This window comes from Pseudoalteromonas shioyasakiensis, assembly GCF_001550135.1.
GTDB classification, from domain to species: Bacteria; Pseudomonadota; Gammaproteobacteria; order Enterobacterales; family Alteromonadaceae; genus Pseudoalteromonas; species Pseudoalteromonas shioyasakiensis.
On sequence record NZ_LRUE01000021.1, the window covers coordinates 1434 to 22537 of the forward strand.

At 41.8% G+C, this 21104-nt stretch carries 21 protein-coding genes; 15 read left to right on the plus strand and 6 right to left on the minus strand.

Features of this window, described 5'->3' with window-relative positions; translation table 11 throughout:
* Positions 1-103: 103 nt before the first annotated feature.
* The 3 genes from PASHI_RS15745 to PASHI_RS15755 form a co-directional block, all read right to left on the minus strand.
* Positions 104-1519, minus strand: coding sequence for a mannose-1-phosphate guanylyltransferase/mannose-6-phosphate isomerase (locus PASHI_RS15745; RefSeq protein WP_208855497.1), 1416 nt, complete (start codon positions 1517-1519; stop codon positions 104-106).
* A 65-nt stretch (positions 1520-1584) separates the two neighbouring features.
* Positions 1585-2358 (minus strand): amidohydrolase, encoded by a 774-nt coding sequence (locus tag PASHI_RS15750; protein ID WP_062566289.1) that lies wholly within the window; start codon positions 2356-2358, stop codon positions 1585-1587.
* Complete coding sequence (locus PASHI_RS15755; protein ID WP_062566290.1) at positions 2346-3488, minus strand: methionine aminotransferase; 1143 nt, start codon at positions 3486-3488, stop codon at positions 2346-2348. Before PASHI_RS15755 ends, PASHI_RS15750 begins: the two co-directional genes overlap by 13 nt.
* A 99-nt stretch (positions 3489-3587) precedes the next feature.
* Between PASHI_RS15755 and PASHI_RS15760 the strand changes: the two genes are divergently transcribed.
* The 5 genes from PASHI_RS15760 (at position 3588) to PASHI_RS15780 (ending at position 8040) form a co-directional block, all read left to right on the plus strand.
* Positions 3588-4217, plus strand: a complete 630-nt coding sequence (locus tag PASHI_RS15760; RefSeq protein ID WP_055020556.1) for a methylthioribulose 1-phosphate dehydratase — start codon at positions 3588-3590, stop codon at positions 4215-4217.
* Entirely contained in the window at positions 4214-4900 is a 687-nt protein-coding gene (mtnC, locus tag PASHI_RS15765) for an acireductone synthase (protein ID WP_062566291.1), read from the plus strand. Before PASHI_RS15760 ends, mtnC begins: the two co-directional genes overlap by 4 nt.
* Positions 4897-5439: a 1,2-dihydroxy-3-keto-5-methylthiopentene dioxygenase gene (locus PASHI_RS15770; protein WP_062566292.1), complete on the plus strand. Its 543-nt coding sequence runs from the start codon at positions 4897-4899 to the stop codon at positions 5437-5439. Before mtnC ends, PASHI_RS15770 begins: the two co-directional genes overlap by 4 nt.
* A gap of 1 nt (position 5440) precedes the next feature.
* Positions 5441-5782: a gamma-glutamylcyclotransferase family protein gene (locus PASHI_RS15775; protein ID WP_062566293.1), complete on the plus strand. Its 342-nt coding sequence runs from the start codon at positions 5441-5443 to the stop codon at positions 5780-5782.
* A gap of 95 nt (positions 5783-5877) precedes the next feature.
* A complete protein-coding gene (locus tag PASHI_RS15780) occupies positions 5878-8040 on the plus strand; it encodes a winged helix-turn-helix domain-containing protein (RefSeq protein WP_062566294.1) in 2163 nt (720 codons plus the stop codon).
* A 1-nt stretch (position 8041) separates the two neighbouring features.
* Here the strand turns inward: PASHI_RS15780 and mtnA are convergent, their stop codons facing one another.
* The gene (gene mtnA, locus PASHI_RS15785; RefSeq protein ID WP_062566295.1) at positions 8042-9070 is read right to left on the minus strand and encodes an S-methyl-5-thioribose-1-phosphate isomerase; all 1029 of its coding nucleotides are present in this window, start codon (positions 9068-9070) and stop codon (positions 8042-8044) included.
* Positions 9071-9215: 145 nt separating this feature from the next.
* On the opposite strand from mtnA, the gene mtnK reads away from it, so the two are divergent.
* Positions 9216-10433, plus strand: coding sequence for an S-methyl-5-thioribose kinase (mtnK, locus tag PASHI_RS15790; RefSeq protein WP_062566296.1), 1218 nt, complete (start codon positions 9216-9218; stop codon positions 10431-10433).
* Between the two features lie 51 nt (positions 10434-10484).
* Here the strand turns inward: mtnK and PASHI_RS15795 are convergent, their stop codons facing one another.
* A complete protein-coding gene (locus tag PASHI_RS15795; RefSeq protein WP_062566297.1) occupies positions 10485-11969 on the minus strand; it encodes an FMN-binding glutamate synthase family protein in 1485 nt (494 codons plus the stop codon).
* Between the two features lie 112 nt (positions 11970-12081).
* Positions 12082-13860, minus strand: a complete 1779-nt coding sequence (locus PASHI_RS15800) for a DUF885 domain-containing protein (RefSeq protein ID WP_062566298.1) — start codon at positions 13858-13860, stop codon at positions 12082-12084.
* 359 nt (positions 13861-14219) lie between these two features.
* Here PASHI_RS15800 and PASHI_RS15805 point away from each other — a divergent pair, with 359 nt between their 5' ends.
* The 9 genes from PASHI_RS15805 to PASHI_RS15845 all read left to right on the plus strand — a co-directional run bounded on the left by PASHI_RS15805 (position 14220) and on the right by PASHI_RS15845 (position 21103).
* Positions 14220-15206: a GGDEF domain-containing protein gene (locus tag PASHI_RS15805; protein WP_062566389.1), complete on the plus strand. Its 987-nt coding sequence runs from the start codon at positions 14220-14222 to the stop codon at positions 15204-15206.
* 121 nt (positions 15207-15327) lie between these two features.
* Positions 15328-16083, plus strand: coding sequence for a bifunctional demethylmenaquinone methyltransferase/2-methoxy-6-polyprenyl-1,4-benzoquinol methylase UbiE (gene ubiE, locus PASHI_RS15810; RefSeq protein ID WP_062566299.1), 756 nt, complete (start codon positions 15328-15330; stop codon positions 16081-16083).
* Positions 16084-16111: 28 nt separating this feature from the next.
* On the plus strand, positions 16112-16717 hold the full coding sequence (locus tag PASHI_RS15815) for a ubiquinone biosynthesis accessory factor UbiJ (RefSeq protein ID WP_058586104.1): 606 nt from the start codon (positions 16112-16114) through the stop codon (positions 16715-16717).
* 17 nt (positions 16718-16734) lie between these two features.
* Positions 16735-18336 (plus strand): ubiquinone biosynthesis regulatory protein kinase UbiB, encoded by a 1602-nt coding sequence (gene ubiB / locus PASHI_RS15820; RefSeq protein ID WP_055198579.1) that lies wholly within the window; start codon positions 16735-16737, stop codon positions 18334-18336.
* Between the two features lie 76 nt (positions 18337-18412).
* Positions 18413-18652, plus strand: coding sequence for a Sec-independent protein translocase subunit TatA (gene tatA, locus PASHI_RS15825; RefSeq protein ID WP_054562924.1), 240 nt, complete (start codon positions 18413-18415; stop codon positions 18650-18652).
* A 5-nt stretch (positions 18653-18657) separates the two neighbouring features.
* Positions 18658-18990: a Sec-independent protein translocase protein TatB gene (gene tatB / locus PASHI_RS15830; RefSeq protein WP_054562925.1), complete on the plus strand. Its 333-nt coding sequence runs from the start codon at positions 18658-18660 to the stop codon at positions 18988-18990.
* A gap of 50 nt (positions 18991-19040) precedes the next feature.
* Entirely contained in the window at positions 19041-19781 is a 741-nt protein-coding gene (gene tatC / locus PASHI_RS15835; protein ID WP_054552341.1) for a twin-arginine translocase subunit TatC, read from the plus strand.
* Positions 19782-20321: a hypothetical protein gene (locus PASHI_RS15840; protein ID WP_062566300.1), complete on the plus strand. Its 540-nt coding sequence runs from the start codon at positions 19782-19784 to the stop codon at positions 20319-20321.
* Entirely contained in the window at positions 20321-21103 is a 783-nt protein-coding gene (locus tag PASHI_RS15845; protein WP_062566301.1) for a TatD family hydrolase, read from the plus strand. Before PASHI_RS15840 ends, PASHI_RS15845 begins: the two co-directional genes overlap by 1 nt.
* The last annotated feature ends 1 nt before the right edge of the window (position 21104 follow it).

The window sequence follows — 21104 nt, forward strand, 5'->3', positions numbered from 1 at the left end:
CTGAGTAAGACACTGCACTCAACAACTCCACCGCTCAACTGACGTCTGACGGCTGAAACCTGATAGCTCCGCTTACGTTGGGTTTCGCTCCGCTCAAACCAACCTACTCCCTCCCATACCTATCATCAAATCGCTCGATGTCAGTTTCATCAAGTATCGCTCCGGTTTGTACTTCGATAACGATCAGTGGCGTGTTTTGTTGATTAGCAAGACTGTGTAATTGTTTAGCCGCAATATAACAAGATTGATCAGCTGTTAATTCAAATTCGTCATCGCCTACTCGCACACTTGCCACGCCAGATACGACGACCCAGTGCTCTGCACGGTGCTGATGGCGTTGAGTTGAGAGTTTTGCACCGCTGTTTACGATTATTTTCTTTACTTTAAAGCCTGTACTTTCAATTAAAGTTCGATAGTTGCCCCAAGGTCTAAATACGGCTTGATGGTGGGTTAGTTTATCGTTATCGACAACAGCAAGCTGTTTAAGTAAATCTGGGAGCTTATCGAGCGCACTTTTGTCTGCCACTAAGGTGGCATCGTGAGTATGTATAATTGCTTGATTACTCACGCCAAGCGCTGCAATAGTATGGTCAGCTTCGCTGATAAGTAGATTATTTTCGCTATCTAAACTCACCCCTTGCGAGGCTAAATAATTGCCATGCTGGTCTTTTTCTGCGATTTTCGATAATGCTGAAAAGCTGCCAACATCGCTCCAATTCAAATCAACAGGAATAACAGCAACGTTAGCGCTACGCTCCAAAATAGCATAATCAATAGAATCACTTGGGCATGCTGTGAGCGCATCCGCAACAGGCCGTTGAAAACCTAAATCTGCGGTGAAGCTAGCCGCCTTTGCGACACTGTCAGCAATCTTTGGTGCAAAACGATTAAGCTCACTCAAGTACACATCTGGTAAAAATAAAAACATGCCGCTATTCCAGCCATACTCACCACTGGCAAGGTATTTTTCGGCTAATTGCAGGGCTGGTTTTTCTTTGAATTCAGCCACCTTAAAACAACCTTCATGGGCTAACTGCTCGCCTTGGCGAATATAACCATAGCCGGTATGTGGTTCAGTGGGAGTAATGGCAAAGGTTACTAATTGTTGTTGCTGACAAAGCGCTATCGCATTTTCTAAGCAGACAATAAGCTTATCAAAATCACTGATATGGTGATCAGCAGGCATGACTAGTAAGGGGTCGGTTAGACCATTTTGCAGTGCAAATTCAGCGGCCAAGGCAATCGCTGGCGCGGTATTTTTACCTTCAGGCTCAAGCAATAAAGTATAATTATCTGTGATTTCTGCAATTTGCGTTTTAGCAATAAAACGATGCTCTTCATTACACACTAAAATTGGCGCATTAAATCGTGAGTCAGCCACTCGTAACAACGTGCTCTGTAAGAGTGATTTTTCGCTAAGTAAAGATAAAAACTGCTTAGGCATCGCTTTACGCGACAAAGGCCATAAACGAGAACCTATGCCACCAGCGAGAATAACGGGGGTGATTTTGCGACTCATGATTGCTTATAGTAAATAATCCAACCATGAGTTTAACAAATTTTTGAGTATGCGGCTTCGAGCAATTACAGTAACTGAAATTGATCAGCATCTAAGTGAGCAGGAAACGCTCTTCGAAAGTCATCAAGCGGTGACTTTTCTAAGCGCTGAATAATGATACCCGATTGATCATCTTCAAGCTTAGCCAAGGTGTCGCCTTTAAAATCATAAACGGCAGTACCACCACTGTGGGCAACATTATTACCATCAGCACCAATGCGATTCACACCCACGACATAACAGAGGTTTTCCATTGCGCGTGCTTTTAGAAGAGTATCCCACACATGGCGACGTGCCGCCGGCCAATTAGCTACGTTGATCATCACATCGTAGTCGTTGCAATTACGCTGAAATACAGGAAAGCGTAAGTCGTAACACACTTGCGGCAAAATGCGAAAATCATTGATTGCGAATATCTCGCGCTGCTCGCCTGCTGCGACGAAATTGCCTTCGTTACCTAAACAGAATAAATGGCGTTTGTCGTAATATTTCACTTCGCCATTTGGCCAAACCCAATAAAAGCGATTAGCCTTTTTGTCGCCTTTTGCAACTAAAACAGAGCCTGCAACCACAGCATTTTTTTGCTTAGCTGTAGCTTTTAACCAACTAAGTACCTCGCCTTGTTCTGGTTCGCTGCAATCTAGATTAATCGCAAAACCCGTGGCAAATGTTTCTGGCAAGACAATTAAATCAACTTGCTCGTTAAAACTGTTAAGCTGCTCTGTAAAGTGCGCAAGGTTGGCGCTTTTATCAAGCCAATGCAGTGATGACTGCACTAAAGCTAAGGTTAAAGTTGGCATAAAATCTCCGCGGCACGTTTTAATGTGTCATCATTTTTTGCAAAACATAAACGAATCACTTTGTCGCTGCTTGCGCTGTTATAAAACACACTGAGTGGTACAGCTGCAACACCCGCTTGCTCAACCAGCCATTGGCAAAACTCAACATCATCAAGATCAGACACATCACTATAATCGAGTAGCAAAAAGTAGGTGCCTTCACTTGGTAATATTTTAAAACGGCTTTGCGCTAGTGATTCGCTGAGCAAGTCGCGTTTTTGTTGATAAAAACCACTAAGTTCATCAACATGTTCTGGCTCTAACTCGAGCATATCGGCTAGTGCATGCTGGGCAGGCGTAAAGCTTGAAAAAGTCACATATTGGTGAATTTTACGAAACTCCCCCATTAATTGGGCAGGTGCAACACAATAACCCATCTTCCAGCCGGTGCTATGAAAAGTTTTGCCAAAGCTTGAGATCACAAAACTGCGTGCAAATAACTCAGGGTCGGTCAGCGCACTTAAATGCAAAGCGCCGTCAAAGGTAATGTGCTCATACACTTCATCGCTAATTACATATAAATCATGCTTAGTAACAAGCGCTTTAAGGGCATTAATATCTTCTGTTTTAAAGATTTTACCGCTTGGGTTATGTGGCGTGTTGATGATGATGACACGTGTTTTGTCTGTTATAACATCAGCTACAGCTTGCCAATCGATTTTGTAGTCTGGCGCATGCAAAGCAACATGAACTGAGCGACCGCCAGCAAGCTCAATTGCCGGTTGATACGAGTCATACGCGGGGTCAAATACCACAACTTCATCACCCTCTTTAACAAGCGCTTGAATTGCTACGAATAATGCCTCTGTTGCCCCTGAAGTGACGGTAACTTGTTGCTCGTAATTTATGTTGTTATGGTATTTTCTAGCAATCAAAGCCGCTATTTGCTGTTGTAGCTTTGCAACCCCACTTGAAGGCGCATATTGGTTTACCCCCTCAAGTACATAATGATTGAGCTGTTTTTTTAGTAATTCTGGTGCATCAAATTCAGGAAAACCCTGAGATAAATTAAGCGCTTGGTGCTTATTTGCTAGAGCGGTCATTTGACTAAAAATACTGGTGCCTAAATTCGGCAATTTACTTTCAAACACAGAGGTTCCTTAAAGATGGTTTTGCGCCCGAAGCGATGCTATCATTGCTTAAAACAGATGTATAGCCGTCTAAATAACTTTTAGAATGTCGAGGAATATATGCATAACAATACCGCTATTTCAGAACTAATTGAAGCTGGTAAATGGGTAAGCCAACGTGGCTGGGTCCCTGCTACTGGTGGTAACTTTTCAGCCCGCACTGCAAGCGGTTATGTCGTCACAGCAAGTGGTTTCGATAAAGGTCAACTCGGCACTCATGCATTTATTGAATTTGATCATGAAGGCAATCGTACTAAAGGCTCTGGCAATCCATCAGCTGAAACTGAGCTACATTTGAATATGTATAAGCTGATCCCATCAGCTAAATTTGTTTTGCATACCCATTCTGTTGCAGCAACTGTGTTATCGCGTGTGATCAAAGGCCACGCTATCAATTTGCATGGCTACGAAATGCAAAAGTCTTTAAGCGGTGTCAAATCGCACTTAGATACCTTAACTATTCCTATTTTTGATAATGACCAAGACATTGACCGTTTAAGCTTACTAGTCAGTGATCATCACCTTCACACCCCTATTGAGCATGCTGTATTAATTCGTGGCCATGGTTTATATGTCGTTGGTCGAGATATCAAAGAAGTACTTCGCCATTTAGAAGGCTTAGAGTTCCTATTTAGCTGTGAGCTTGAGCGCCTAAAACTAGAAGGTATTCAAGCTGGAGTTCAGCCATGATCAAAGCGATTTTAACCGATATTGAAGGCACAATTACCCGCATTTCTTTTGTTAAAGACGTATTATTTCCTTACGCGGCAGGGCAATTACCTGAGTTTGTAAAGTCACATCAAACAGACCCGGAAGTTGCAGCCCAAATTGAGGCCGTTAAAGCACATATTGAACAACCCGAAGCCGATATCGACACGGTCATTAAACATTTAATTCATTGGATTGAAACAGATCAAAAAATTACCCCACTCAAGCAGTTGCAAGGCTTAATTTGGCAAACGGGCTACGAGAGTGGTGATTTTACTGGCCACCTTTACCCAGATGCTTATGACTTTTTACAAGCCCAAAAACAAGCTGGTAAAAGTCTATATGTCTACTCATCAGGCTCAGTAAAAGCCCAACACCTGATTTTTGAGTTTTCTGATTACGGTGATGTTAGACCTTTATTTAGTGATTACTTCGACACTAAAGTCGGTGCAAAACAACAGCAAAGCTCTTATGAGAATATTATCGCCGAGCTGCCATTTGACGCTGCCGAAGTATTGTTTTTAAGCGATGTGGTGGCAGAGCTTGATGCTGCTAAAGCTGCTGGTCTTGGCACTTTACACCTTGTTCGCGATGGCCAAGCAGTAAGCGATGCTCACCCATATATCAACGACTTTTCGGAATTTAGTGCGGAGCTTTTAGCATGAGCCAATTAACTATTTATAACGATAATAACGCAAACAATATACTGTTTCACAGTGAAGACTTAAGCGCGATTGCGAGTGAGCTGAATGCGGTTGGCGTTCGCTTTGAGCAGTGGCAAGCAACGGCACAAATTGACCAAGAGACCAGTCATGACGCTATTTTAACTGCTTATGCTAAAGATATAGAGCGCTTAAAAGCTGAAGGGGGCTATCAAACAGTGGATGTTATTTCGCTTGCTAAGGGTAATCCCAATGCCAGCGAACTACGCGGTAAGTTCTTGTTTGAACATACACATAGCGAAGATGAAGTTCGTTTTTTTGTGAAAGGCCAAGGTTTATTCTGCTTACACTTAGGCGACAAAGTGTATCAAGTGCTTTGCCAACAAGGCGACCTAATTTCAGTACCAGAACTCACACCACATTGGTTTGATATGGGCAGCGACCCTGAATTCACAGCAATTCGCTTATTCAATAATACCGAAGGTTGGGTCGCTAAAAGTACTGAGTCAACTATTGCTACCAACTTCCCACTGCTGGACTAACATGGAAAAGCTATTCTCGTACGGTACCTTACAGTACCCGCAGGTTCAGCTTGATACCTTCGGGCGTTTGCTCGAAGGTCAACCTGCTACGCTAACTGGGTATGTCATTGGTGAAGTCGAGATCACCGACGAAGCCGTACTTAAAAGTAGTGGTCAACGTTTTCACCCGGCTTTAATCAAAACAAGTAAACCAAGTGATATTGTTAATGGCACTATTTATTTAATCACCGAACAAGAGCTTGCTCAGGCAGATGCTTACGAAGTAGATGATTATCAGCGAATTGCAGAAACATTCCAATGTAACAACCAAGCTTGGCTATATGTTGCAAAAAACAGCCTTTAATTTACAAATATAAAACAAAAAGACCCAAATTAAGAACAAAAGCTGCTATTATCCTCCCCATTAATAAGTACTAATTATTTGCTAAAGGACTAAACATGGGGTCGGCATTTTCACCCTTACGCGATACCGTTATTTATGTGGGTGAGTGGCAACTTAACACTCAGCAGCAAACCATCAGCGATGGCACTCATAAGCGTGAACTAGAACCTTTATTATTTAAATTACTGTGTTTCTTTATTGAGCATAATGATCGCATTATCACTCGCCAAGAGCTGGTTGAGAATATTTGGCAACAAAGCTTTGTTGATGACAATGCCATTAACCGTGCCATCTCTGAACTAAGAAAAACTCTTAAATCAGAAAAACAGCCCGGGCAAACCATTAAAACCCATTATCGCAAAGGTTATAGCCTATTTATTGAAGTTAAGCCTCTTGATCACACTGTGAGTACAGAGCCGCTAAAAACAGAAAATGTAATAACAGTAGATAAAGACGCTGATACTCAAGTTAAACCTACGGCCATTAATGAACAAAAAGCGCATTCTTCACGCTGGCCATGGCCTTTTGCAGCGTTAGTGCTTGGTTTATTGATTACTGCTATTTGGTTATTTTCACAACAGCCTAAAGCAAATGATGAAGTACAAAACGAAGCGCCATTTTTAGACCTGCAAGCTGAAACCATTTCATGGCATAAAGGCTCTCACTATCGTTTAATGCTAAGCCATGACAAAACTAAGCTTGCTTATATTCTAGAAAATGATGGTCAAAGTCTTTTTGTCGTCGACCTAACCACTAAAAAAGAATACGTGATTGCCTCTGGCAATATCTTTTTACAGGGTTGGTCTGAGGATGGAGAGCGATTATTTTACGGCTCTTGTGAAAACAAAGACTACAGCGATTGCATCACTTGGCAAGCAAGCAACCTGTTATCAAGTGAAGCGTTAATAAAGCCACGTATCAACCAATCTTTACTTAATTCTCAGCCAAGTCAGTACATTGAAGTGGGTGATGTCGCAATTTCGAGGCGTAATAATTACCGTGGCTTAACACATTTATATGCTTTATATGCACAAGATTTAAAAACCGGTGAAGAAATTCGCATCAGCACACCCAATATCACTGGCACTGGGGACTTTATTTTAACAACTATAAAAAACCCGAGCCGCATCATCTTTGAGCGCCATAATGTTGGCCAAGTAGAGATATACATGGCGAATTTAGATGGCAGCTCGCTAAAGCTTTTAACTACCAACGATTACCGTGCATGGGTAGCCACATATGATGAGCAGACCAACTCACTAATTTGGTATAGCCGCGGCACATCAACTATTGAATCATTCTCTTTTGATAGTATGAGTCGACAACCCGCTATAACAGCGCCAGTAAAACGAGCAAATTATGCTTACCCTTTAAGCAAAGAAAGTGTGTTGATCAGTACTGACCTTCACGATAAAGATGCCGCAGTCTTTGACCTTAATTCAAAAACAATGAGCTACATCGCCACAGCGAATAAGCATGAAGACGACTTAGTCGCATTAGCCAATAATGATGTGTACTTCTCTGACTTTGAGTTTTCAGAACGACAACACTGGCTCAGAAAAGCAAACCAATACATCAATATCACTGGCAAAATTGGTGAAGATAGTTCAGTAATTGCAGCAAATAGTGACAGTAGCCGACTTGTTAGCTTTAATAAAGCCGATCAGCAATTAACATTATTAAATGCTGCTGATTTCTCAGAAATTAAGCACTGGACACTTCCTGGTAGTACCAAGCTGGCAGCTATAAGGGGTAACAAGGTTGCCGTGCTATATACCGATCTTAGCAATCAGCTAAATCAAATAATGATTCTTCACACAAACAGCGATGAAGTGATTAAAAGCACTATAGATACACCCCTAGCTATTGCATGGTATGACGATACACAGCTGATTGTGCATTCTAAATACGATAAATACCTGCTTTTAGACAGCGATAACAACACCTATAGTGAGCTGACTACACCAGACAAACTAACTGAGTTAAAGCCTTCTATTGTGTCGATGGCAAGTAACCTACATAGTTTGTATATCGCCACTGATACTGAAGTTTTCAGCATTAATTTAGCCACAATGCAGGGCGTTGAGTCAGTACTTCAAATGAAGCCTTCTCACTATATATCGCGCCTTAATGCTAAAAACGACAAGCTGGCAGTGACCTTCTTAACTGCCAACAATCAAAATAGCATTGAGCTCTACACTAAAAAAAGCGCAGAGTAATTTACGACTTTAACTGTTTTAGAATACCTTGCTCGATATCGGACTGGTTATAAACGCCGCTATCGAGCACCCAACCTGTGACTAGGCTCGCCGGTGTCACATCAAATGCCGGGTTATAAACCTTCGCGTTAGTCGGTGCCCACATCGCTTCACCAAAACTACCACTAACACCGCGCACTTCATTAGGACTGCGTTGCTCAATTTCGATATCTGCACCACACAACGTTTGTGTATCAAGTGTCGTAAGTGGTGCAACGACATAAAATGGAATGTTATGGAAATCCGCTAACACAGCGAGATTATAAGTGCCGACTTTATTGGCAAAATCACCGTTTGCAGCAATACGGTCTGCCCCTACAAATATTTTATCTACTTTGCCCGCAGCCATTAAACTGGCTGCCATGTTATCGCAAATCAAAGTATAAGGGATTTGCCAACGCTCAAGCTCAAAAGCTGTTAAGCGGCCGCCTTGCAGTAACGGTCGTGTCTCATCAACCCAAACATGAATATCACCATGGCGTTGCTGCGCTTTATAAATCACACCTAATGCAGTGCCGACACCCGCAGTCGCTAACGCACCAGTATTACAGTGCGTTAAAATGTTATCTCCCTTATTTACCAAAGCCGCACCACGTTCTGCCATGCTATCGCAAAGGGCAATATCTTCTTTAAATAACTGCTCAGCAGTTGCGACAACAGCTGCAACATAATCAGTCTCTGCAAGCGCTGCACGTAACTTGGCCATGCAGTGCATAAGGTTTACCGCTGTTGGGCGTGTTGCTTCTAGTTCATCTATAGCAACCGCAAGTGCTGATTGACTCATGCCCTGCTCGGCTAGGTGTGCAACCAATAAGCTAGCACCTAAGCCGATTAAAGGCGCTCCCCGGATTTTCAAAGTCAAAATCAAATCTTTCATCGTTTCAACATCGTTACATACATGCCAATGCTGTTGATGTGGCAATAAATACTGATCAAGCACGGTTAGCGTACCTTGCTGATATTTAATACTGCTGGCGATGAGATCTTGCATACTGAATCCGAATAACTAATGAATAACTAATTTAAGTGAATAGTTATTTTACATCAGTTTTGACAACTAACAAGCTAGATGTATGGACATCTAAACGGTTACAGGTATAGAATGCTCAAAGTTAATTGTATTACGAGATAGAGCCATGGCTAAATACACTGCCTTTAATGCAGAGCATGCTGTTGATTACATTAAAGAACTTGTTAAAAGTGAACTAATTTCAGTCTTCCCTGCTGATGCAACACTGACTGCATACGAGTTTGGAGACGGAAACTTAAACTTAGTTTTTCGGGTTGCTGATCAGCACAACAACAGTGTAATTCTAAAGCAAGCACTCCCTTATGCCCGCTGCGTAGGTGAGTCATGGCCATTATCGTTAGACCGCGCAAGAGTCGAAGCCGAAGTATTGATTAATCATGGTAAGTTGTGCCCAGAGCATACCGTGGCGATATTGCATCACGATGTCGAGCTGGCATTAACCGTGTTAGAAGATTTAGGTGAGTTACAAATTTTACGTGGTGCACAAATCAACGCAGAGCAATTTCCATTATTGGCCAGCCACGTTGCGCTCTACTTAAGCCGTACAGGCTTTTATAACTCAGACTTTTACTTATCTGCTGAAGATAAAAAAGCCAAAGTCAGTCAATTTATTAATCCTGATTTATGTAAGATCACAGAAGACTTATTCTTTACTGATCCTTACATTGAGCATGAGCGCAATAATTTCCCTGCTGAGCTTAATGAACACGTCGAAAGTATTCGAAATAATGATGGTTTAAAACTGGCCGCGGCCAAATTAAAAGCTAAATTTTTATCTTGCCCACAAACTTTATTGCATGGCGATATGCACAGTGGCAGCATTTTTGTTGATAGCAAAACAACTAAAATGATCGACCCTGAGTTTGGCTTTTTTGGCCCTGTTGGCTTTGATATCGGCTCATTTATGGGTAACTTGCTACTAAATTACTGTGCCCAAAACGCCCGCATTACAGAGCAAGCAAAACGCCGCCAGTATCAAACCCATTTATTAACCTGCTTACAAGACTGTTATAGCCAATTTGAGCAACATTGGTTAAACCTAGCAAGCAGCGAAGCAACTGATATTAGCTTTGCAAACCGCGCCTTTATCGAAGATTACTTACAACACGTATTGCGTGATGCAATTGGTTACTGTGGCGCTGAACTTATTCGCCGTACTATTGGTTTAGCCCATGTTGCAGATATAGACGGTATTGAAGATGCACAAGCTCGTTTAGCAGTACAACAGCAAACGCTCGTACTCGGCGAGCAACTGATGCTCAATGCCACAAGCTGTAACAATAAAGATGAATTCTTTTCTTTATTAATCAGTTTATTAAACTAATAGTCAAAAAGTAAAAAGGCGCTCAATGCGCCTTTTAATTATTCAACAAGATTATTTATTGTAGTGCTCATACATTTTATCGAGCGGCTCTGATAAACCATTTTCTTGTACCACTCGCACATGCTGGCGAGCTAACTCGCGGGCACTTGATACACCACATGAATGAGCAATCAGCCCTGCACCATAATGAATAAACTTATTATAATTGGCGACACGTTGTGCCTTATCGGTCACATCGAGGCCTCGCTGTAAGCGTTCATTATGAGTCGTAATACCGGTCGGGCAGGTATCTTTATTACATTGTAGAGCCTGAATACAACCAAGCGAAAACATATGACCACGCGCCGACACAATAAAATCAGCACCCAATGCAAGTGCCCAAGCCACTTTTGACGGTACGATTAGCTTACCTGATGCAATCACTTTCACTCGTTCTCTGAGACCATGTTTTTTTAGCAGATCAACAACCAAAGGCAGGCTCTCTCGTAGCGGTAAACCAACTGAATCCATCAAGGGTTGAGGAGCTGCGCCCGTACCGCCGTCGGCACTATCAATAGTGATGAAATCAGGCGCTGATTCAATACCACGATTATTAATTTCACTGAACAAGGTCTCGAGCCAAGTGTATTCACCAATCACCGCTTTAAAACCGGTTGGCTTACCTGTGGTACTGCGTACCGTTTCAATCATATCGAGTAAATCTGCTGGGCATTTAATATCTGGATGACCATTTGGACTAATCGAGTCATGCCCTTCGGGAATACCCCGAATTTTTGCAATTTCAGCGGTCACTTTGCGCCCTGGTAACATACCCCCTTTACCGGGTTTAGCACCTTGACTCATTTTAATTTCGAACATTTTAACTTGTTCGTGATCAGCAATCGCTTTGAGTTTTTCGGTGCTTAATTTACCGTGCTCATCTCGAACACCATATTTTGCCGTGCCAATCTGAAACACAATATCTGCACCACCTTCAAGGTGGTAAGGGCTGAGCCCTCCTTCACCGGTATTCATCCAACAGCCCGCTAACTTTGCACCTCGCGATAGTGCGCGCACCGCTGGCTTAGATAAGGCACCAAAGCTCATGCCAGAAATATTAAATAACGAGTTTGTTGTATAAGGAGCTTGGCAATAAGGCCCTAACGTGACTTCGCTCGGGTCGAGTGCATCTTCATCTAAAGTTGGGAACGCACAGTTCATAAACATCACCGTTCCCGTTGCTTCAAGACTTTGGGTTGAACCAAAGGCCGTAGTGCGGTCAACATTTTTCGCAGCGCGGTAAACCCAGCTTCGCTCAGCACGATTAAATGGTAGCTCTTCCCTATCCATGGCAAAAAAGTATTGTCGGAAGAATTCACCTTGGCGTTCAAAAAAATAACGAAAGCGGCCGATTACCGGGTAATTACGGCGAATCGCCTGCTTAGATTGCGTCACATCACTAATGTAAAAGCACACAATCACCAGCAAACCTATGCCGAGTGCAAAAATAAACAAGCTGGCAAAAACATCGATACTAAAAATTATAAAATCACTCATCCAAGGCCCCTTTGTGAAATGAAATCCTTCAAAGCATATAAGGTGTTTATATTACGTGCAATAAACAAAAAAGGCGTGATGTAAGTCACGCCTTTTCGTTTCTTTTATGCCGCTATGCTGCTCGTTTGGCTAATTCAGTTTTAATATAAAGTTGAATTTGCTCTTCAAGCACTGACATTGGCACTGAGCCATGACGTAATATTTGATGGTGGAATTCGCGAATATCGAAATCTTGACCAAGTGCTTGCTCAGCTTCGTGGCGTAAACGTTTAATTGTTAGCTCACCAATTTTGTATGACAACGCTTGTGCAGGCCATGAAATATAACGGTCAGTTTCGGTCTTCACGTTATGTAATGATAGCGCGGTGTTTTCGCTCATAAATTTCATTGCGCGTTCGCGGCTCCAGCCATACATATGCATACCTGTATCAACCACTAAACGTGCTGCACGCCACATTTCATAGGTTAAACGACCAAAATCACTGTATGGGTCTTGATAAAAGCCCGCTTCGATACCTAAAAACTCCGAATATAAGCCCCAACCTTCACCAAATGCCGACAAATATGCATTACGGCGATAGCTTGGTAATGACTCAAGTTCAGCATTTAGCGAGATTTGTAAATGATGCCCTGGTACAGCTTCGTGTAAAGTTAATGCTTCAAGAACATACAACGGGCGCTTATCTAACGCATAGGTATTAACCCAGTAATAACCCGCTTGATCATCACGGCGAGAACCTGAGTAACGGCCGGTTGTATATTTGGGGGCAATACTCTCTGGCACCGGTGCAACACCGTACGGCATTCTTGGCAAGGTGTGGAATAACTTAGGTAACTGCGCATCCATTTTCTTGGCGATGTAAGACGCTTCTTTTAGTAAATCTTTTGGTGTTTTTGCGTAAAATTGCGGATCAGTACGTAAAAAGTGCACAAAATCAGCAAACGAGCCTTCAAAGCCTACTTTCTCAATAATTTTTTCCATTTCTGCGCGAATACGCGCCACTTCTTGTAAACCTAGCTCATGGATTTCTTTTGGCGTCATATCTGTGGTGGTGTAGTACTTAGCGCGATTTTCGTAAAACGCTTTGCCATTCGGCGTACTTGAAATACCAATATCTGTACGTGCACCCGGTTGATACTCATTGTTAAAGAAAGTTAAGTAACCTTGATATGCCGGAATAACTTGTTCTTTGATAATGGTTTGCGCTTGCTTTTGTAGCGCTGCAAACTCGCTATCACTTAAACCTGCCGTGTTATTTAAAAATGGTTTGTAAAATTCAGACTGTGTCGCATCATCAACAATATAAGCCGTGATTGAGTCTTGATAGCCCTCTAAAACAGCCTTTGGTTGAGTTAAACCCACTTCAAGACCTTTACGCATCCAGCCGATATTTTGCGAAAAATAGCGGGGAATTTGTTGTAATTTAGCAAGATATAGCTGGTAATCTTGTGGTTTTGTGTAATCTGAGCTTGATATCATAAATGATAGGCTAGAATGGAAGCCATACTCAGATGTCAGCGGCATATAATGCGCATTAAACACATATTCATCGACACTATTTTGCACTTGGCCACGCAAAATAGTCAGGTTAATGCGGTTTTCTTCCGATAACTTATCACGGTCGATAGCGTCTAGCTCGGCAAGTAGCTCAGTATTCTTCTTGTATTTTTGTTCTAAAAATTCAGCCGATAGATTTTCTAATAAATAACCATCAACGCCATTTTCTTTACCATATGGGCTGATGCTTTGGCGGTAATTAACAATATTTTCGGCTACTTGAGTAAATTGCTGATCAGCATCAATATTTGTGACTTGGCAAGCGCTTAAAGTACAAGCTAAAGCAACCGCAATAACAGAGCGGTTTAAAGTTCGCGACAGTGTTTGTTTCATAGCATTCTTTTTAGTTTTAATCAGTATCGCTAAAGTAGCGCAGCACTGGCTAAAACCCAAGCAAATGCGACCAAGCTCAGGTTAAATACGCTCAAATTAACAGCGTTGTGTAAATAAGAATGAGCAAGGTTTAAGCAATTTTTAATTACACTTGTTAAAGTTGTTGAGAAAATCAGCTAATAGACACAAACGAAACAAATTTAAGTTCCAAAATTAGCGATTTTGCTTTTAAATAGACTGATTACAGATTACTGTAGACTCGGTATTTATGCTTGGAAGCAAATAAACTTTACGGAAGAGATGATTAATTGGTTGATATGCGTATTTAGTGGTATTGAAAAATGATGTTCCATGATCCCATGGCTATTGCTCAAGAAAAAATGACAAAGGTATGTATCTTTTTAGAACATCATGCATTACCGCCGTCACCACTTAACTACCAAGTTGTTTACACCTACGTCAGTCAGTCTAACCCAAAACTTAACGCCGCTATTGACCGTGCCATCGCACAAAGAAAAACCATCGATTGTGTCTATGTAGAACAGCTTTATTTCGATTTTATAGAGCAAGGCCATAAAATGAAAACCGCCATTGTTCGCAACGTTGATTCCGTTATTAACACTCTTTCACGTAATGCTAGCAATAACGAACAAAATATTGTGCGCTTTGCTGATCAAGTTAGTGACTGTGTGCATTCAATCGATGAAAACAATATTGAGCAAACGCGTCACGCATTAAAAATGCTCGGTAAGCAATCAGAAGTGCTGCTCAATCAACACCGTCAATTTAAGCAAGAAATAGCAAAAGCCAAATCGCTGCAAGAAAAAACCCAAAAACAGCTCACTCAATTACGCAAACAACACATTACCGACCAACAAACCGGCTTATACAAGCGCCATTACTTGAATCAACAAACCCAGCTCTGGGTCGGCCAAAATAAAGCGGTTTGTGCTATCTCTATTCACATTGAGAACTTAAACCATTTTATTGAAAACTATGGCGATGTCATTGGTGAAGTTATTTTGAGTAAAGTCGCCAAGCAAGTGCAAAAATACGTACAAGAAAGCGGTTTACCTGGGCGCACAAGTAAAGATGAATTTACCATCCTACTTGCTGATATAGAGCCTGAAACTGCCAACTTAATTGCCGAAAAAGTACGAAATGGTGTAGAAAAGCTGCGCTTTGTCAGCTCAAAAAATGGCACCAAACTTCCAGCTATCACCCTAGCCCTAGGCATCGCTAAACATGAAGGCGATGGCGACTTTAACAGTTTAGCCCGTAAAGCCTCTTTAGCAGCCGCTAAAGCCAAGTCGCTAGGGCAAAGTAGTTTTATTGCCGGCCAATAAAGTTTAAAACTGCGCTAAGTCATGAAAAGCCACGCTAATCTGATGATTTAGTTATAATCAAATTGCACCCCACAGCTACAATCAAGTACACTAGTCTTTATTGCCACGATAGAGATTAATCATGAACGAGAATCAAGAAAAGACCACGCATTTTGGCTATAAAACCGTTGCTGAAAACGACAAAGCATCAATGGTTGCAGATGTATTCCACTCAGTCGCTGCAAAGTATGACGTAATGAATGATCTTATGTCGTTCGGTATTCATCGTTTATGGAAACGCCAAACTATTGCAAGTTCAGGTGTTCGCAAAGGTCACTATGTATTAGATCTTGCCGGCGGTACAGGTGATTTAACCGCTAAATTTAGTCAGCTAGTGGGTGAAACCGGTCAGGTTATCTTAGGCGATATTAACTCTTCGATGCTGAAAGTTGGCCGTGAGAAACTGCGTAACCTAGGTCGTGTTGGCAATATCGAATATGTTCAAATGAATGCAGAAGCATTGCCATTTCCTGATAACAGCTTCGACTTAATTACGATTGCCTTTGGTCTTCGTAACGTGACCGATAAAGATAAAGCTCTGCGTTCAATGTATCGTATTCTTAAGCCAGGTGGCCGTTTACTCGTGCTTGAGTTCTCAAAACCAGAACAAGAAGTATTAAGCAAAGCCTACGATTTCTACTCATTTAATATCTTACCTAAGATGGGTGAGCTGGTTGCGAATGATGGCGAGTCTTATCAATATCTTGCTGAATCAATCCGTATGCATCCAGATCAAGAAACATTAAAAGGCATGATGGAAGATGCTGGTTTTGAACAAACCAGTTATCAAAACCTTACTGGCGGTATTGTTGCCCTTCACCGTGGTTTTAAATACTAAAAATTCTGTAAATTAAGTAGGTAACGCGATGTTAGCAAACGCTCTGTTATCACTAGTCGAACGAATCATTAATCAACTGCTGCAGTTAGACCCTCAGTTAAAGGGTAAGCTTGCAGCAATTGCTGATAAACAGCTGTTGATTGAGATACGTGATTGGCAACAGTCAATTTTGTGTGTTTACAGCGACGAGCAAATTCACTTATACAGTACGCAAGAGCGTAGTTTTGATTGCATGATCAGCGCCGATATCGACACCTTGTTGGCGCTTAAAGATCCATCAATGCTCACGCAACTCATTCGCCAAGATAAGCTCGACTTACAAGGCGATTTAAATCTTGCGCAAGGCTTTAGCAATGCCTTTGCTGAGCTTGATATTGATTGGCCAGAACATTTTTCTCGGTACATTGGCGATGCCCCAGCACAACAGTTGTGGCTCTCTATTCAAGCTTTAAAGCGTCGTGGTTCACAAACAAAAAGTAAGTTAGAAAACACCTTAACAACGCTTTGCCAAGATGAGTTAGCAGTGACCATACACCCTCTTGAGCTTGCTGAATTTAAACAGCAAAACCGCCAATTAAAAAGCCAAGTATCTCAATTAGAGATGCGAATTAACGCGCTGTTACAGTCTCGCTAATGCGCTAAGGAACTTGTGTGTCGTCTGCTCGTCTTTATTACATCACTAAAACCCTACTGAGCTATGGCTTAGACGAATTAATTCCACGTAAACGAGTGCCTTGGTTTGCCAAACTCGCCCGTGGCAGCTTATTTTGGTTACGCAACCAACATAAAGATAAACCTGCAGGTATGCGCTTACGACTTGCTCTGCAAGAGCTTGGCCCTGTATGGATCAAGTTTGGCCAAATGCTTTCAACACGCCGTGATTTACTCCCTCATGATGTCGCATTAGAGCTTGCACTACTACAAGATCAGGTTGAACCTTTTGAAGGTGAACTTGCCCAGCAGCTTATTGAAAAAGCGCTGGGTATTAATGATATTAGTGAATTGTTTAGTGATTTTTCGCAAACACCTTTAGCATCAGCCTCGATTGCACAAGTTCACACGGCAACCTTAATTGATGAGCATGGCGCGCCACAAGATGTGGTGATTAAAGTCATTCGCCCTAACATTAAAGAGCAAATTGATGCCGACTTAATGCTAATGCAAAAAGTCGCACGCTTAGTTGCTAAGCTATTAAAAGAAGCCAAACGTTTACGCCCTATTGAGGTAGTAAACGAGTACAAAAAAACCTTGCTCGATGAGCTCGACTTAATGCGTGAAGGGGCGAATGCGATTCAGCTACGCCGTAACTTTGAAGACTCAGATTCGCTCTACATTCCTTTTGTTTACAGCGACTACAGCCGCAGTAACGTATTAGTAATGGAGCGCATTTACGGTATTCCAGTATCTGATACCGAAGCATTGCTGGCACAAAATACCAATATGCAGCTGCTAGCTGAGCGCGGTGTTGAAGTATTTTTCACACAAGTATTCCGTGATAGTTTCTTCCACGCTGATATGCACCCGGGTAATATTTTCGTTTCTCGCGAAAACCCTCATAACCCAAAATATATCGGTATTGATTGCGGTATTGTAGGCACCCTTAATCGTGAAGATAAGCGCTATTTAGCAGAAAACTTTATTGCCTTTTTTAACCGTGATTACCGCCAAGTAGCACAACTACACGTTGATTCTGGCTGGGTACCCGCCGATACCAGCATTGAAGAGTTTGAGTTTGCCATTCGTACTGTGTGTGAGCCAATTTTCAATAAACCACTGGCCGAAATCTCGTTTGGCCATGTGTTAGTCAACCTGTTTAATACGGCTCGTCGCTTTAATATGCAAGTTCAACCGCAATTAGTGTTACTGCAAAAGACGCTGTTGTATGTTGAAGGCCTTGGCAGGCAACTGTATCCGCAGCTTGATTTATGGAAAACCGCTAAACCTTTTCTAGAAGATTGGGTCAAAGAACAAGTTGGTCCGCTTGCAGTAATGAAAAAAATGTATGCGAACTTGCCATTTTGGGCAGAAAAAATGCCTGAATTACCTGATTTAATTTATCAAAACTTAAAGCGTCAACAACAACCTGTACAATTGCCAGCACCGCAATCTGCTAAACCTTTGTTACTTAGCATCTTTGCTGGTAGCTGTTTGATTGTTTCAGGCTTGTGTTATTTACAGCATGACTTAGTTGCCAGTGCAATTACCGCAGGCTTTGCTGTAGCAGGCTTTATTGCAGCATGGCGTAGCGCATAAACTAAGTGCTATTTATGTTTTGGTGAGTATAATCGAGACAAGTCTATTCGATAAATTTGAAAAAACGGAGTAACCCATGGGTTTTGGTGGTATCAGTATTTGGCAATTAATCATTATTTTGGCAATCATCGTATTGTTATTTGGCACAAAAAAACTTCGTGGCATCGGCGGTGATTTAGGTAGCGCAGTAAAAGGCTTTAAAAAAGCCGTATCTGATGATGACCAAGCTAGCGCTAAAAGCGAGCAAATAGAACAAGCTTCTAACACGCAAAACAAAGAAACCGTAGAGAAAAGCAAAGACGACCATAAGGCTTAATCAACATGGGGATGTGGGAACTTGTTGTCGTACTGATCGTGGGTCTAATTGTATTAGGCCCAGAGCGCTTGCCTGTGGCAATTCGCACGGTTAGCCGCTGGGTAAAAACCTTAAAGTCAGTCGCCAACTCAGTGAAAGCAGAAGTGAACGAAGAACTCCGTATCCATGAGCTTCACGAAAACTTAAAAAAAGCAGAGCAACAAAACTTGCAAGAACTATCTCCAGATCTGCAAGACTCTGTAAACGAACTTCAAAAGGCTGCTCAGTCAGTCACCCACAGTTACAAAAAAGACACGCCTGAAAAAGCAGAAAGTAACAATAATGACGAAAAAAAGTGAATTTAATCTCTGCTTTTGTGGTCAATAACAATGATGATGAATAGTAAACTATGACCGAGCAAGCTCACACAGGCTTTGTTGGCCACTTAATTGAGTTACGAAATCGACTCATGAAAGCTTTGTTAAGCATTTTGCTAATATTTATCGCCTTGGTGTACTTTGCCAACGATATATATAGCTTTGTTGCAGCACCACTTATTGCAAACTTGCCTAGCACTGCCACCATGATCGCAACGGATGTAACGGCACCTTTTTTTGCACCGTTTAAACTCACCTTATTTGTGGCGTTATTTGCTGCTATTCCTATGATACTGCACCAAGTTTGGAGCTTTATAGCACCTGGCTTGTATCAACATGAAAAGCGTATGCTAATGCCAATTTTGGCCTCTAGCATCTTGCTATTTTATAGTGGTATCGCATTTTGCTACTTTGTAGTGCTACCCATTATTTTAGGGTTTTTCACTAACACTGGCCCTGATATGATGACATTAGCGCCTGATATTAGTAGCTACTTAAGTTTTGCTTTAAAGCTCTTTTTTGCTTTTGGTATTGCCTTTGAAATACCAGTTGCAATCATGCTGTTATGCTGGAGTGGCGCAACAACAACAAAAAGTTTAAAAGAAAAACGACCTTATATCGTGGTAGGTGTATTTGTGGTTGCCATGTTTTTAACACCTCCTGATGTACTGTCACAAACATTACTAGCATTACCCATGCTGTTATTATTTGAATTAGGTTTAATTTTGGCTGCATTTTATACCGCCAAACCTCAACAGGAATCAGAGGAATAAATGAAAAAACAACTCATTCCATTAGTTGCACTGTTAACGATTACTGGCACTGCACAAGCAAACGAAGTTAACTTACAAGCACTACAAGCGTGTACTTTTGTTGAAAATGATTTTAACCGCTTACTTTGTTACGACAACGTGATGGCAGGTAAATCACTATCAAAGCCTGCGACAAAAAAACAAATTGAACAACCTGTTGCAAGCTCAGCTGCAGCTGCTTCCCCAGCGCCTGTTGCCGCAGCAGGAGCTACAAACGAACAAATCGTAAGAACAAAAAATGAAGACTTTGGTTTAGAGCATAAAGAAGTTGCTAAAGTAAACGATGACCAAATTAGCGCCAGTGTAAAAAGCGTGAAAAAAGCCCCTTACGGTGAACTCATCATCGAACTTGATAATGGTCAACAATGGCGTCAAGTTGGCTCTGATAGCTTACGTCTAAAAAAACAAGATGTTGTGGTTATTGAACGTGGCGTTTTCAATTCTTTCCTTTTAAAAGTTGAAGGCCAAAACCGTTCGATTCGTGTTAAGCGCACTAACTAATGAGCATTTCGCTGGTTGATGCTGGCGTCAACTTAAGCAATCATCAATTTGATGATATTCATGAAGCTGTGTTACAACGTGCCGCTGAGGCAAATGTAACGCAGCTGCTTCTTATTGGCTGCGATCTGCAAAGTAGCCAAGCCTCTCTTAACCTCGCCAAACAATTTAAGCAATTTTGCACTGCAGGAATTCACCCTCATGATGCAAAAACCGCCGACGAACACCTTGAAGAACACTTAACAACGCTTAGCCAAAACCATGAAGTAGTTGCTATTGGTGAATGTGGCCTCGATTACAATCGTGACTTTTCTCCTCGGGACGTTCAGCGTAGCGTTTTTAGACGCCAACTGCAGCTTGCTGAGCAGCTGAATATGCCAGTTTACTTGCATGAGCGAGATGCTAGTGAAGATATGCTCGCAATTTTAAGTGACTTCAAAGTACGAGGCGTATTGCACTGTTTTACGGGGGATGAAAAAGCGCTCCAAAGTTACCTAGCAATGGGGCTTTATATCGGTGTTACGGGTTGGGTCTGCGATGAACGCCGCGGTGAGCAATTACAAGCCTTAGTGCCATCAATCCCTTTAGAACGCTTGTTAATCGAGACTGATGCGCCTTTTTTAATGCCAAGAAATATTAGACCAAGACCGAAGTCTCGTCGCAATGAACCTCAGAACCTTCCTTATGTGTGTCAGCAAATTGCTGATTTAAAAGGCTGTGAATTTACTGAAGTGGCAAAACAAACTACACTAAACTTTCAGCAATTATTTTCCATAAAGGGTTAAG